This is a genomic window from Roseburia yibonii (genome assembly GCF_014297335.1).
GTDB lineage: Bacteria > Bacillota > Clostridia > Lachnospirales > Lachnospiraceae > Roseburia_D > Roseburia_D yibonii.
Genome location: NZ_JACOQH010000010.1, coordinates 16,495 through 29,759 on the forward strand (window position 1 = coordinate 16,495; position 13,265 = coordinate 29,759).

The window sequence follows — 13,265 nt, forward strand, 5'->3', positions numbered from 1 at the left end:
TTTTCTCCTTATTATAAATGTGATTAACCTTTTACTGCTCCACCTGTAACGCCCTCTACATAGAACTTCTGCATTACTACAAAGAGGATCGAGATCGGTATTGCGATCATTACACCGCCGGCACAGAAAATCGAGAAGTAGTCGCCGATCAGGGTCTTCTGAAGCAGGTTGTAAAGTCCGATCGCTACAGTCCAGTCCGCGGAATCTTTGGATTTGATCATGATACGTGCCATAACGAAATCCATCCACGGGTTTAAGAACGCATTGATGATGGTATACACGATCATCGGTTTGGAAAGCGGAATGATGATCTTTGTAAAAATCGTTGCCTCGGATGCTCCTTCTAAGCGCGCCGCCTCACGCAGGGAAACCGGGATCGTATCGAAGAATCCCTTCAATACCAGAAATCCGAGTCCGGAACCTGCCGAATAGACAATGACCAGTCCTGCAAGTGAATCGGTAAGTCCGAGCATTTTTAATACGAAGTAAACCGCGATCATGGAAAGTACGCCAGGGAACATTCCAAGGATGATCGAAAAGCTCATGAGCGGTTTTCTCGCTTTAAATCTCATACAGCTGAATGCGTAGGAAACCATCAGTACAAATGCGGATGAAACAATACAGGTAAAAAATGCTATGATAAACGTATTTTTAAACCATGCCGGGAAGTTCGCCGCGGTATCTGTTTCAAAGAACAGCTGGTTATAATTTCCAAGTGTCCAGTGTGACGGGAAAAAGTGCTGGTAGCTTACGCCCTTTGTTGTGGAGAGTGAAGTAACAACCAGCCACACGATCGGGATCAGCCAGATAAATGCGAGGAAAGCAAGTACCAGGTGTCTTACAATTATTTTCCAAGTTTTTTTTCTCATTATTGATATACCTCCTCTTTGTCGCCACTGATCATTCTGGTGTAACTAAGCAGTGTAAGAAGGGCACAGATAGCGAAGGAAATAATACCGATTACGGACGCCATCTTGTAGTTTGAGTTATCGTTTGTCAATGTGAACAGCCAGGTAATAAGAAGGTCTGTCTCCTTGGCGTTGGAATTCGCAAACGCCATATTTGCCGTGGCAGTTGTACTGGTGAGCAGGTAAATAACGTTAAAGTTGTTGATGTTTGCGATCACGCCCTGTACCAGTGACGGTCCACAGATAAACAGGATATACGGCATTGTGATCTTCCAGAAGATCTGCCATTTGTTTGCGCCGTCGATGCGGGCGCTTTCCAGCTGGTCCGTCGGAATATTCATAAGGATTCCGGTTGCCGATAACATCTGATACGGAACGCCGACCCAGATGTTGATCAAAATGATCATCACATGTGCCCAGCCCGGCTTTGACAGAAACGGAATATAACTTCCGGAAACAAGTCCGATGTCGTTGAGCCAGCCGGTCAGTCCGATGTTGGAGCAGAGGGTGTTCACGATACCGTGATCGCTGAACATTTTACTTACCAGAAGTAAGGTTACGAACTGCGGAATCGCGATCGTTACTACAAAGAGTGATCTCCACATCTTCTTGAAGTAGGTATGCTCATGGTTGATGAGCTTTGCGAGTAAAATACCGCCGATGAATGTCGTAAATGTCGCGAGCACCGCCCAGATCAGTGTCCATGCCAGGATCCGGATGAACGCGTATGAAAATGTGATGGTCGTGCCGCCGCTTAACATATCCTTAAAGTTCTGAAGTCCTACCCAGGTAAACAGGTAGTTTGGAGGCATATGATTGATATCATAGTTTGTAAATGCCACACATGACATGAACAGGATCGGTATGATATTCATCATGATAACGCCGATACTCGGCAGTGTAAGTAAGGTAATGTAAAATTTTCCGTTGAACAGGGATTTCACATCTTCCCCAAAAGTATTGATGTGTTCTCCTTCTTCCTTCATAAGCTGGAGGCGATATACCGCTTTCATGTTGCTTATGTATAAAAATATGAACGCCACGATTACCAGAAGACCCACGATGCCATACAAAAGGATGAGCAGTGAGTTGTCGTAATCATTAACTGTGTTTTTCATGGTCAGCGGATCAAATGTGGCTTCATACTGTACCGTACCAAGCGTATTCAGATCTTTAATATAATTGATAGAAAAAAGTCCGGTAAACAGGATCACGATCACCTCGATGGCGGTCATTAGAATTCCCTTTACGATCTGTTTCCGTCCCCAGTATCCGGCACCCAGCACCAACAGGGAAAGCTTGCACCAGATATCGCCCTTTGCCACGGCTTTTCCGAAATCAGCAAAGTATTTTTTGACTGAATTTAAAAAGGTCTTCATAGATTCACTCCCTATGCGCGTGAATTGAGAATCCACATGCCCGCCCGCACAGGGCAGGCATATGGAAGCAATGTTCGTCTTACTATATTTTTATGATGTCATTATTCAGCTACCGGCTGTGTGATACCTGCTACTGCGTCATCTAATACACCCTGAAGGTCTGTTGCGCCGTCAACCAGGTTCTGTCCAAGCGCTTTTGCCGGATCCCAGTAGTTCTGTCCTACTACCTGCTGATCTGCGAATTCAGACTGTGCGGAAAGTGCCGCAAGTGCCGGAGAAGAGATCTGCTCAGCTGCCTTTGTGTTAGCCGGACCTTCTGCTGTTGCATTTCCGATCGTAAGCTGGCTTTCTTCATTGGTAAGGTACTCAGCAAGAAGCATCGACCATCCAGCATTCTTTGCGTGTGAGTTTACACCAACAAATTTGTAACCTGCGTAAGATCTCATCTGAGTAGCGGTTCCGTTTACATCGAAGGTAGGCAGTTTGCATGCCGCATAACCATCGCCGTATTTTTCTTCAAAGGAACCTGTATTCCATGTACCGGAAACATATGCGCCAAGTGTACCATCATTTAACATGGTGATCGCATCCTGATCTGATACGCTCACAAATGCCGGTGAAGATGTAATGTTTTCAATGCTCTGTGCTACCGCAAGACCCGTCGCGGAGTTCCAGTCACAGTTATTGGAGTTGTCATCGTTCATGGAAAGTTTGCATCCTGCTCCAGTGAAGAATCCGTACAGATACCAGCCATCTGCTACATTCATACCTACTTTCGTGCCTGCTTGTTCTGCTTTTGCAGTAAGTGCTTCCCAGGAAGCTACATCTTCATCTGAGAAGATGTTTGAATCATAATAAAGGAAATATCCATTGGAAGCGGTAAGCGGGTAAGCGTAAAGCTTTCCATCTTTGGTAGCTGCCGCAACTGTTGCCGCTGAGTTCGTCTCTTTCGGATCATAGGTATAGGTAGCTGCAACTTCCTGAAGCGCGCCTGCGTTTACCAGATCATTGACCTGATCGTCCGCGAATACGAATACGTCTGCTGCCGCATCGATATCTTCCAGGATCTTATCCTTTGCGTCTGCCTCGGATACTGCTCCGATCGTGATATTAAAATCTACATCTGAGTACTGCTCCTGGAATTTGTCTGTCAGTTCTTTCATAACTGTCTGATAAGCTTCCAGTTCTGAGCACCAGAGCTGGATGTCTACGGTTCCGTCTGTTGCAGCGATCAGGTTTGCGATCGCATCATCAGATGCCTTGGTATCGCTTGCTGCTGTCTCTGTTGCTGCCGCAGTATCGTTGCTGCTGTTGTCTGTTGTTGTTTCTGTCGCATTGCTGCTTCCGCATGCAGTTAAAGAAATTACCATGCTTGCTGTAAGTAATGCACTTAATACTTTTTTCTTCATAGAAAAATCCTCCCTGTATTTCTTTTTCGTTCAACCCGTTCCGCTCTTGCGCAATCGGTTGTTCTATGGTCAAAGTATAATACCTCATCTTTTTTGTGTCAATGTACATGATTTATAATATGTTTTTGTTGTTTTTGTGCAATTTGCCATTGTTTATCGTTATTTTTTTAGTGATCTGCTTTTTATCCGGTTGCTTGTGCAACCGATAAACCCTTGTAATACCGGCTTTTTCACGCTTTTAATCCGATATCCGGTTTAATGTAAAATCATCGATCGTTCCCCAGCTGTTCGCATTGCATTTCATGCGCACCCCGATCGTAAGGGTATCTCCGTCCCCGATCCGGATATTATCCACCTTCGGCTGTTTCCAGTCCGTCCAGGTGGTCAGCATGAAAGCATCCGACCCGATCTCTTCCCCGTTTATCACCGCGTACAGTTCCAGATCCGAGGTACTCTCCATATCTCCGTCATGCGCGTCATCCGCTTTTTCCTGATAGTCGGTCGGATCGTTTTCCCCTGCGTAGAAAATTTCCCACATGGAGCGGTCCACCTCTTCAAATCCCGGATTCTTCACATAATTTACCATCTCTACATCAACATCTGCAGTAACCGCCGTACCAACCGAAAGCATTCCGTCCACCGTATAGGTGCCTGCCTTTTTGGTATCGATCGCCGCGACCTGTGACGCGTCCCACGAAACCGGCACCTGCGTATTGGCCGAGCGGTCATTGTATACCACTTCCACCGTTTCCGGAAGCGTCAGCGCCTCGCCCACATCACGGGAAACTGTCGTCTGCGGGATGAAATCCACTGCGAGCGGCACGGTATGCCCGTCCTTTAAATACCGAAATACGTTTAAAGACGGGAGCGGATGTCCGGTAAAGTCAAACATTGCCTGATTATCCCAGGAGCAGCCGCCATAATATAACCCGGCGTCGTCCGGATCATATTCTGCCGAATAACTGCTTGCCCAGCCGCTTCCGTATTTTTCCCAGAGTGCGGAATTATCCTGATCTGCGCTTCCGACCGGGATCCAGGTTCCCTCCCAGTAAAATACGCCGAGCACGCCAACTTCATTTGCCGCCGCGCAGATATCACGGATCATGGTTGCCTGGCTCTGCACGGTCGGTGCGTATCCGTCTACCGCGTCTTCGATCCCGTCAAAGCTGTTTCCAAATCCGTCCCCGTCCTTTTCGGTATAGCAGTAGGATGTTTCCGCGATCACAACCTTCTTTCCGTAACGGTCCATGATGTTTTTCGCTACATTCTGCATATTTTCATTTGTGCCGTCCCAGAACGGATAATAGGAAAGTCCGAAAATATCGTAGTCCACTCCGTATTCTTTTAAGTTCGCCGCCATCGTATCCACTTCCTCATTGTCCTCGATGTTGGTGTAATGCAATACGATCTGGATATCTTTTCCGTAGGAATCGGCGATCTCGCGCACCGCCCTGCTGCCTGCGCTCAGCAGTTCCATCACTGCCGGGACATCCGTCTCGCCGGACATTCCGTTGTTGATCTCATTTCCCACCTGTACCATTCCGACATCGACTCCCGCGTCCAGGATCTGTGTCAGGCTCTCCTTGGTAAAATCATAAAGCGCATCCGCTTTCTCATCCGCAGACATGCCTTCCCAGGCTTTCGGCGCGTGCTGCCGTTTGGGATCTGCCCAGAAATCCGAATAATGGAAATCAATGTTGACTTTCATCCCATACTGTGTGGCGCGTTTTCCGAGTTCGATCGCAGTTGCGACATCATTGTCTCCGCCGCCGTATCCATTTCCGTTCTCATCATACGGATCGTTCCAGACACGCAGACGGATGTAATTCACGCCGGATTCCGCCAGTGTCTCAAACACATCCTGCTCTTTTCCGTCGTAACCGTAGTACTTTGCACCGCTTTTTTCGACTGAAAGCACTGCCGACGCGTCCATTCCACGGATAAAATCATCGGATATGCCCGCAACCGGTTCCACAAAAACGTCACTCCATTCTTCTTCCGCTTCTGCCTCCGCCGGTTCTTCCGTGGTCTGGGTCACTTCGTGCTCTGTTTCCGGCTGTGCCTCCGTACCCGCCTCCGCTGTCGCGGCGCTTTCTGCCCCGCATCCGGACAGGGCACCGGCACATAAACCGGCACTCAACAGTACTGCCACAAGTCTTTTGCTGTTTCTTTTCATGTTTTCTGTAATCTCCTTCCCTTATGCTCCGCCCTCGCGCATCTATTGCCGCTACACCCGTTTTCTGCTTCTTTCTGTTTTTTGCGCAAGCGGTTGTTCGCTTTTCCAGTGTAAGAGATTCCACTTTTGCTGTCAATGTGCATGATTCATGACAATACTTTATAATTTTTGTGTATTTTTACAACAGCAAAGCCGGCTGCCTGAAAAATCATTCCAGACAGCCGGCTTTTTGTTTCTTATATGGTATGCATTTTATAACGTTATCTGTATCTCGCGTCCGGTTCGTTTGTACCGGTAATAGCGCACGCCCGCAGCGTCAAGCATACGCTTGGATGCCATCACTGACGGCGTCATCTCATATTTGTCGTCATCATAAACGATCGTCCGTATTCCCGCCTGAATGATCGCTTTGGCACACTCATTGCACGGGAACAGGGTGACATAGAGCTTCGCACCCTCCAAACTTCCTCCGCGGTAATTTAAAATAGCGTTCAACTCGCTGTGCGTCGTATAAAAATATTTGTTATCGTAGGGTTCTCCCTCCCGCGCCCACGGGAATTCGTCATCGGAGCAGCCCTTTGGAAACCCGTTGTAGCCCATGGACAGGATCTTGTTGTCCTCACTTACGATACAGGCGCCCACCTGTGTGTGCGGATCCTTGGAACGCATTCCGGAAAGAACGGCAACCCCCATAAAGTATTCGTCCCAGCTGATATAACCACTTCTCTTATCACTCATGGCAGTCCCTCCGATCCTTTATTTTGTACCGAAAATACGATCTCCGGCATCTCCGAGTCCCGGAACGATATATCCGTGCTCATTTAACTTTTCATCAAGCGCTCCGACATAGATGTCCACGTCCGGATGTGCCTCCTGCATTGCCTTTAATCCTTCCGGCGCTGCGATGATGCACATAAAGCGGATATTTTTTACGCCCTTGTCTTTTAACATCTGGATCGCCGCGATCGAAGATCCTCCGGTCGCAAGCATCGGATCTACGACAAATACCTCACGGCTCGCGCAGTCCTCCGGCAGTTTGCAGTAATATTCCACCGGTTTTAATGTTTCAGGATCACGGTAAAGTCCGATATGACCTACTTTTGCAGCCGGGATCATGGTGAGCATTCCGTCTACCATGCCAAGACCTGCGCGTAAGATCGGTACTACCGCGAGTTTCTTTCCTTTTAACTCTTTTACTTTTGCCTTGCAGATCGGTGTGTCGATCTCGATTTCGGAGAGTTCTAAATCTCTGGTCGCCTCATAGCACATCAGCATTGCGATCTCACTTACCAGGATTCTGAAATCCTTTGTTCCGGTTTCTTTTCTGCGGATCACTCCGATTTTATGCTGGATCATCGGATGATCCATGATCATTGTCTTTGCCATTTTTATTCTCCTTCGTTCTCATTTAATAATTTTACCAGCTTTTTGATTGTCTGGCGCAATGTTTCAAAACAAAGTCCGTAAGACTGCAATGTCCCGCCATACGGATTCATGATCTCAAGTTCCTCCCCGACAAGTTCTGTCAGTACACAGACATTTTCCTCTTTTGCGTTCGCACAGATATCAAGTACTTTCTGGCACTGCGAACGCTCCATCGTAAGCACCAGCGTATCTTCATCCACGTCCTCATCACAAAGCTGCGTGGATACATAACCCTCCGTGGAGACTCCGTTGCTTATCATAACCGCTTCCGCTTTCTGGTTGAGCGGCTCCTGGAATAAAACGACCAGTCCGCGCGCCAAGACCTCCACCGGATGCTTTAAGGTATATTCTTTTAAGAGCGCTGCCGCCATTGGTGCCCGACAGGTTCCCGCTTCCGCCACAAATATAATGCGTCGGTATATCTTCATAAAAACCTCCTTTTACACATGGATGACCTGATGTCCCGCCGCCTTTAGCAGCCGGTTCATGATCGCCTGCCCGATCCTCGGTGTCTCAAAACTCTCCGAATAGATCTGTTCGACATCCATGTCATCAAACTCCCGAAGGATCCGGTACAGATGTCTCGCGATCGCATCTTCGTCATCCCGCGCTCCAATACTTAAAATTTCCCCTGTTTTATAATATTTTTCCGTCTCATCTGTTGCGATGATGCCGACCTTTTTTCCCTGCGCTTCCATTTCCTGCGCAAGCGTGTTGATCTTTTCAACCACCGCGCCGGATTCCCCATCTACCAGTACAAGGTCGGCCTTTGGTGCATAATGTTTGTATTTCATTCCCGGTGCTTTCGGTTTCTTTGCAGAATCCGACGCAATGATGCCCGGGTCTACTTTCACCTCGCCGATCACCTTTTCGATCATCTCCGGCGTAATATAACCGGGACGCAGGATCATCGGCACATCCTCCGTGAGATCCACGATCGTAGACTCGATCCCGATCCCTACTTCGCCGCCGTCTAGGATCATTGGTATCTTTCCATCGAGATCCAGTGCCACATGCTCCGCGAGGGTCGGACTTGGCTTTCCGGATGTATTCGCGCTTGGTCCCGCGATATAGCCGCCGCCCGCCCGGATAAACGCAAGCGCTACCGGATGTGAAGGCATACGGATCGCAACCGTGTCCATGCCTCCCGTCGTCTCATACGGAACTTTTTCGTTTTTATTTAAGATCATCGTAAGCGGCCCCGGCCAGAACGCATCCGCAAGCTGCACCGCTTCCTTCGGCACTTCCGTGACAATCTTCTCCAGCTCCGCGAAATCGGCGATATGCACGATCAGTGGATTGTCCGACGGACGCCCCTTTGCCGCATAGATCTTGCGCGAAGAGTCCGCGTCCAGTGCATCTCCCCCGAGTCCATATACCGTCTCCGTCGGAAATGCGACAAGCCCGCCTTCTTTTATAATGTCGCCCGCCCGTCTGATCCGATCCTCCTCGATATGCTCACTATCGATTTTCACAATTTCTGTCTTCATGTATCTGCCTCGTTCTTCCGATCATTTTGCCTTAAATAAAGACAAACAAATTATTTTCTATTATAACACTTTCTAAAAATAAGACAACCTACTTGCTATGTTTTTGTAATTGTGTCATAATAGGCACGTTAGTGGTGTTATGTCTTTTTGACATATCCAGTTTGGAGGATAAAACATGAAAACAACAAAAACTGCATTTGGTACTACTCCGGAAAACCAGACCGTATCTCTTTTCCGTCTGGAAAATGCTTCCGGCGCATATGTAGAGATCATGGATTACGGCTGCCGTATCATGAGCATTTGTGTACCAGATAAAAAAGGAAATCTGACAGACGTTGCACTTGGTCTTGAAGATCTTGATACTTATCTGAAAGACGACGCAAGCCTTGGCGCTATCGTTGGTCGTTTTGCCAACCGCATTGCGAACGGTCGTTTTTCCTTAAACGGAAAGGACTACCAGCTCGCCATCAACAATGGTCCGAATCATTTACATGGCGGTCCGACCGGTTATGGTCAGCGTGTCTGGGACGGCAGATTTTCCGATAACAAACTGATTTTTACCAGAACTTCACCAGCCGGCGAAGAAGGCTATCCCGGAACTTTGAATCTTACGATCACCTATGGCTGGTCGGAAGACAACGAGCTGTCTATTTCCTACGAAGCAACCACGGATGCCGATACGATCTTAAACCTGACCAACCATGCATATTTCAATTTAAACGGTCATGGCAGCGGAACGGTACTCAATCACGAACTGCGCATTGACGCGGACAGCATTACCGAGCTCAATAAGGATCAGGTTCCTACCGGAAACTATATCCCGGTCGATGGAACACCTTTTGATTTCCGCGAATTAAAAGAGATTGGAAAAGATATCGAAGCCGAAAACGAACAGTTAAAGATCGGTGGAACTTACGACCACAACTTTGTACTGAACGGAACCGGTCTGCGCGAAGCAGCTGTTTTGCAGTCCAAAGAAAGCGGGATCCGCATGACCTGTTTTACCGATCAGCCGGGACTTCAGCTTTACAGCGCCTGCTATACCCTGCATCAGAAGGGCAAGGGTGGCATTGACTACGCGCCTTTCTCCAGCGTATGTTTAGAGACGCAGCATTTCCCGAACGGCATCAACATCGACCATTTCCCTTCGGTTGTTTTAAAAGCCGGAGAGACATTTAAGTCACAGACAATGTATCACTTTTCCGTGATGTAATCAAATAGAAAACACTGGAAAAAAGAAGCCTGGGATTACTTTTTCGTAATCCCGGGCTTTTTAAAAAAGACTTACTGCTGCAGGTTTTCAACTGCCTCCTGCACCTCCTGCGGTATTTTAAAATCAAAGCTCTGTTTTCCCATCGAAAATTCCGCATACTGGTTCTCATAAAGCTTCAACTCTGCTTTTTTATCCTGCGCTTTGTCATAATACATCCGGATCTGATACAAAAGAACCGCATCCTCGCCGACCTCACTGATCTTCCATTCATCGATATTCAATTTATCTGTAAAATCATCAATCTGCCTGGCATCCGTAATGTCTGCAAGCTGGTTTCCCTCTGCATCGCAGATCACTACCTCCTGACTTTTTTGCATATCGAAAATACTTCCTGTCTCACGCTCTGCTTTTGCCATTTTCTGGCTGCATCCCATACACACTGCACATATCATAAATATTATAAATCCTGTTATTTTCTTTTTCATACTAGGCTCCTCCTTCTTTTTCAACAAACTGCTGCTTTATCATTTCCTCATACAACGGATGTGATTCCAACAGTTCTTTATGTGTCCCACTCCCACTTATCTTTCCCTTCTCCAGCCCTCTATTTTTCCAAGGCAACCCGTTACTCCCATGGCTACAGCAATGACTTCCCAACGATACAGCTTCGGCAACAGAAATACTGTCGCTGACAGCATCACCATATATATCCCGATACAACCAGCATGACTTTTTGCATGATAACCGTCCGATGTTTTTCTGATGGTTCCATAGACTACCATATAACACAAAAACGAAAACAGCTTATGAGTAAGCACACCTATGAGCAGCACCACAAAAAAGTTAAAAAAATTACTCAAAAGAAGTTCCATGTGTTCCCCTCCTTTATTTCTAATTTTAGGACTAACCTCTTTTCTTGCCTATGAATCTGTGAAATTCTACCAATTATTCGATAAATATGCATAAAGAACTTAGCTTGTATCAAAAAAGCAGATGCCCTTTCGGTACATCTGCTCTTATTTCCGTCATTATCTAGTCCTGTGTTTTCGTCATATCAAAATATTTTCCTTTCACTTCTTTCAGATATCTCCTCCCAATGGTGTAATCCAATCCATTTTTCAACCAGACTTTCCCCTTCTCTATCTTTATGATATAGCTGCAATTTACGATTAGTCCCTGATTAATCTGCCACAAGAACTCGTCCACCTTCTCCGCCAGACTTTTCATCGACTCATAAACGCAATAAATATGTTCTGTAGTATAAATCAAACTCTGATTTCGATTTTTTTCAATGTAAAGAATCTTATTCTGCTGAATTTTCTTCTTGATATTCTCGTCTGTGACCGTAAGCGAGGATAGCTTCATACGGCTCTGCTCTGCCGCTGCCTCTTTTAAAGACTTCACCAGCAGCCTTTTCAATTTTCTTTCATTTACCGGTTTTACAAGATATCCTGCCGCTTCCACCTCAAAGGCTTCTAATGCATACTCGGCATGCCCGGTCAAAAATGCAATGATAAGCTGCCTGTTACGCTTCTTTAACTCATACGCTGTCTGTATTCCATTTTTTCCAGCCATATCAATATCCAAAAATGCAATATCCAAACGTTTCTCTTCATCCAAATATCTGATTATTTCTTCTCCGTTTGTAAAAAGTGTAATCCGGACTTCTTTTTCAAACTCATTCATAAATTTTTGAAGATATGTACTAATAATTTTAAGTGATGCTTTATCATCATCACAAAGCCCAATATGAATCACATACTTCCCCCTTCCCTTTTCGGCAGATAAATCTCCACATGAAACTCCTCATTTTCCGTTCCATAATTTAATATGCCTCCCGCATTCCTCACAATATCGGAAACACTGCAAATCCCTATACCATGGCTCTCTGCATCCCCTTTTGTTGTCACCAGTCTGCCATTTTTTTCTACCGGATCAGTTTTATAGTTATTGATACAAGTAATCTTATGTCCCTGTTCTACTTTCTGGATTGTCAGCTCCACATATCCTTCCTCGCATTCTTCCGCTGCCCGAACTGCATTATCCAGAATATTTCCAAACAGGGAACATATTTCCATATCCCCCAGCCCAATTTTACTGTCCCAAACATTTGCCGTAAAATCCACCTTTTTTTCATGGGCAATTGCATTTTTATTGTTGAGAACCATGGAAAGAACATCATTTTCCGTAATAATGTATTCATTGATATATTCCATAGAACCGGAAAGCTCCGCTACATACTCCTTTAATCTTTCGTACCGCTTTGCATTAACCAATCCCTGTATGACATTCAAATGATTGTTCATGTCATGCCGAAGGCTGCGCACACTCTTTACAATCATTCCCATATCCGCATTCTGTTCCAGACGCATTTCCATGTTCTGCATCTTCAAACGATCCTCCAGCAACAGTTTGGAAGATATTTTCATCTGTCTCAGCACACAGGCACTAAAACCTGTAATCAGGACAAGATTCAGCACACAAAAACTAATCCCCATTTTCTCTGTAAATTCGATCTTTTTACTCATAAAGGTAACGTAAAGCAATGCAATCATAATAACGTCAAACGCTACCATACTAATCAGAATGCTCCCATATTGTCTGGTCAGTTCCAAATTCGGATGCAATTTATTTTTGATTAAAAAAAGCAAAAACAATACCGTAACTTTTCCTATAAAACTGTACACTACACCGTGATACGTAACATTTGTAAAATCCCCTATAGAAATTCCGGGAAATAAAGCCATGAGACCTAAAATAATGAGTAAATCAGAAATTCCAGTTCCAATTAAATAAACTGCAATACTCAATATCTTATGCAGAATTGTTCCTTCAAACAGCTGAACCGTCAAAAACGCCATGACCATTCCTCCAGCCACCCAAAGTAATAATTTGAAAGTTTCGTTTTTCATATTTTTTGCAGCAATACTTTTTAAAAATAAGAAAAACGCAAACAATAACCACCCGCCCAAATAGACTTTGAAATGATACTTTTCTCTTAAAAATATCTTTGAAACTAAAAGCCAAATATATGCATCTATCGCACTGGTCAACAGTAAGAGAATATAATTTTCCATTTTTCTCCCCCAAATCTTCAAATTAAAAATCTTCAACCCAATACTCTCTATTTTGATTATAGCGAAATCAAGGTTATTTGCAAGACAACCCCTGTCTTTCACTATTTCTCCCAGTCCTTTTCGACATATTTCGCACTGCAGCATAACAGGAATTTTCTATAAACAGAGCGGGATGCGCTTCGTGCATC

The 13,265-nt window shown here is 45.5% G+C and carries 13 protein-coding genes; 1 reads left to right on the plus strand and 12 read right to left on the minus strand.

All coding sequences use genetic code 11. The features are described from left to right. Positions 1-23: 23 nt before the first annotated feature. The 8 genes from H8Z76_RS11900 to H8Z76_RS11935 all read right to left on the minus strand — a co-directional run bounded on the left by H8Z76_RS11900 (position 24) and on the right by H8Z76_RS11935 (position 8,787). Positions 24-869, minus strand: a complete 846-nt coding sequence (locus tag H8Z76_RS11900; RefSeq protein WP_186982584.1) for a sugar ABC transporter permease — start codon at positions 867-869, stop codon at positions 24-26. Next, positions 869-2,287, minus strand: a complete 1,419-nt coding sequence (locus H8Z76_RS11905) for a carbohydrate ABC transporter permease (RefSeq protein ID WP_022514895.1) — start codon at positions 2,285-2,287, stop codon at positions 869-871. Before H8Z76_RS11905 ends, H8Z76_RS11900 begins: the two co-directional genes overlap by 1 nt. A 101-nt stretch (positions 2,288-2,388) precedes the next feature. Further along, on the minus strand, positions 2,389-3,696 hold the full coding sequence (locus H8Z76_RS11910) for an extracellular solute-binding protein (RefSeq protein WP_022514896.1): 1,308 nt from the start codon (positions 3,694-3,696) through the stop codon (positions 2,389-2,391). A gap of 238 nt (positions 3,697-3,934) precedes the next feature. Beyond that, positions 3,935-5,872 (minus strand): glycosyl hydrolase 53 family protein, encoded by a 1,938-nt coding sequence (locus H8Z76_RS11915; protein WP_186982585.1) that lies wholly within the window; start codon positions 5,870-5,872, stop codon positions 3,935-3,937. 252 nt (positions 5,873-6,124) lie between these two features. Continuing rightward, complete coding sequence (locus tag H8Z76_RS11920; RefSeq protein ID WP_186982586.1) at positions 6,125-6,610, minus strand: deoxycytidylate deaminase; 486 nt, start codon at positions 6,608-6,610, stop codon at positions 6,125-6,127. Positions 6,611-6,628: 18 nt separating this feature from the next. Next, positions 6,629-7,258, minus strand: a complete 630-nt coding sequence (gene upp, locus H8Z76_RS11925) for a uracil phosphoribosyltransferase (protein ID WP_022514340.1) — start codon at positions 7,256-7,258, stop codon at positions 6,629-6,631. Positions 7,259-7,260: 2 nt separating this feature from the next. Beyond that, the gene (locus H8Z76_RS11930) at positions 7,261-7,725 is read right to left on the minus strand and encodes an arsenate reductase/protein-tyrosine-phosphatase family protein (RefSeq protein ID WP_186982587.1); all 465 of its coding nucleotides are present in this window, start codon (positions 7,723-7,725) and stop codon (positions 7,261-7,263) included. A gap of 12 nt (positions 7,726-7,737) precedes the next feature. Beyond that, positions 7,738-8,787: an L-threonylcarbamoyladenylate synthase gene (locus H8Z76_RS11935; protein ID WP_186982588.1), complete on the minus strand. Its 1,050-nt coding sequence runs from the start codon at positions 8,785-8,787 to the stop codon at positions 7,738-7,740. 175 nt (positions 8,788-8,962) lie between these two features. Between H8Z76_RS11935 and H8Z76_RS11940 the strand changes: the two genes are divergently transcribed. Further along, positions 8,963-10,000, plus strand: coding sequence for an aldose epimerase family protein (locus H8Z76_RS11940; RefSeq protein ID WP_147619150.1), 1,038 nt, complete (start codon positions 8,963-8,965; stop codon positions 9,998-10,000). 71 nt (positions 10,001-10,071) lie between these two features. Here the strand turns inward: H8Z76_RS11940 and H8Z76_RS11945 are convergent, their stop codons facing one another. The 4 genes from H8Z76_RS11945 to H8Z76_RS11960 all read right to left on the minus strand — a co-directional run bounded on the left by H8Z76_RS11945 (position 10,072) and on the right by H8Z76_RS11960 (position 13,077). Beyond that, a complete protein-coding gene (locus H8Z76_RS11945) occupies positions 10,072-10,485 on the minus strand; it encodes a hypothetical protein (RefSeq protein ID WP_186982589.1) in 414 nt (137 codons plus the stop codon). A 96-nt stretch (positions 10,486-10,581) separates the two neighbouring features. Further along, on the minus strand, positions 10,582-10,872 hold the full coding sequence (locus tag H8Z76_RS11950) for an accessory gene regulator B family protein (RefSeq protein ID WP_186982590.1): 291 nt from the start codon (positions 10,870-10,872) through the stop codon (positions 10,582-10,584). Between the two features lie 160 nt (positions 10,873-11,032). Beyond that, complete coding sequence (locus H8Z76_RS13920; protein WP_186982591.1) at positions 11,033-11,758, minus strand: LytR/AlgR family response regulator transcription factor; 726 nt, start codon at positions 11,756-11,758, stop codon at positions 11,033-11,035. Next, positions 11,755-13,077: a sensor histidine kinase gene (locus tag H8Z76_RS11960; RefSeq protein ID WP_186982592.1), complete on the minus strand. Its 1,323-nt coding sequence runs from the start codon at positions 13,075-13,077 to the stop codon at positions 11,755-11,757. The genes H8Z76_RS13920 and H8Z76_RS11960 overlap by 4 nt, the downstream gene beginning before the upstream one ends. Positions 13,078-13,265: the final 188 nt, after the last annotated feature.

Coding starts and splice junctions, on each gene's coding strand:
- H8Z76_RS11900 (WP_186982584.1), bottom strand. CDS start 869: ATGAGAAAAAAAACTTGGAAAATAATTGTAAGACACCTGGTACTTGCT.
- H8Z76_RS11905 (WP_022514895.1), bottom strand. CDS start 2,287: ATGAAGACCTTTTTAAATTCAGTCAAAAAATACTTTGCTGATTTCGGA.
- H8Z76_RS11910 (WP_022514896.1), bottom strand. CDS start 3,696: ATGAAGAAAAAAGTATTAAGTGCATTACTTACAGCAAGCATGGTAATT.
- H8Z76_RS11915 (WP_186982585.1), bottom strand. CDS start 5,872: ATGAAAAGAAACAGCAAAAGACTTGTGGCAGTACTGTTGAGTGCCGGT.
- H8Z76_RS11920 (WP_186982586.1), bottom strand. CDS start 6,610: ATGAGTGATAAGAGAAGTGGTTATATCAGCTGGGACGAATACTTTATG.
- upp (WP_022514340.1), bottom strand. CDS start 7,258: ATGGCAAAGACAATGATCATGGATCATCCGATGATCCAGCATAAAATC.
- H8Z76_RS11930 (WP_186982587.1), bottom strand. CDS start 7,725: ATGAAGATATACCGACGCATTATATTTGTGGCGGAAGCGGGAACCTGT.
- H8Z76_RS11935 (WP_186982588.1), bottom strand. CDS start 8,787: ATGAAGACAGAAATTGTGAAAATCGATAGTGAGCATATCGAGGAGGAT.
- H8Z76_RS11940 (WP_147619150.1), top strand. CDS start 8,963: ATGAAAACAACAAAAACTGCATTTGGTACTACTCCGGAAAACCAGACC.
- H8Z76_RS11945 (WP_186982589.1), bottom strand. CDS start 10,485: ATGAAAAAGAAAATAACAGGATTTATAATATTTATGATATGTGCAGTG.
- H8Z76_RS11950 (WP_186982590.1), bottom strand. CDS start 10,872: ATGGAACTTCTTTTGAGTAATTTTTTTAACTTTTTTGTGGTGCTGCTC.
- H8Z76_RS11960 (WP_186982592.1), bottom strand. CDS start 13,077: ATGGAAAATTATATTCTCTTACTGTTGACCAGTGCGATAGATGCATAT.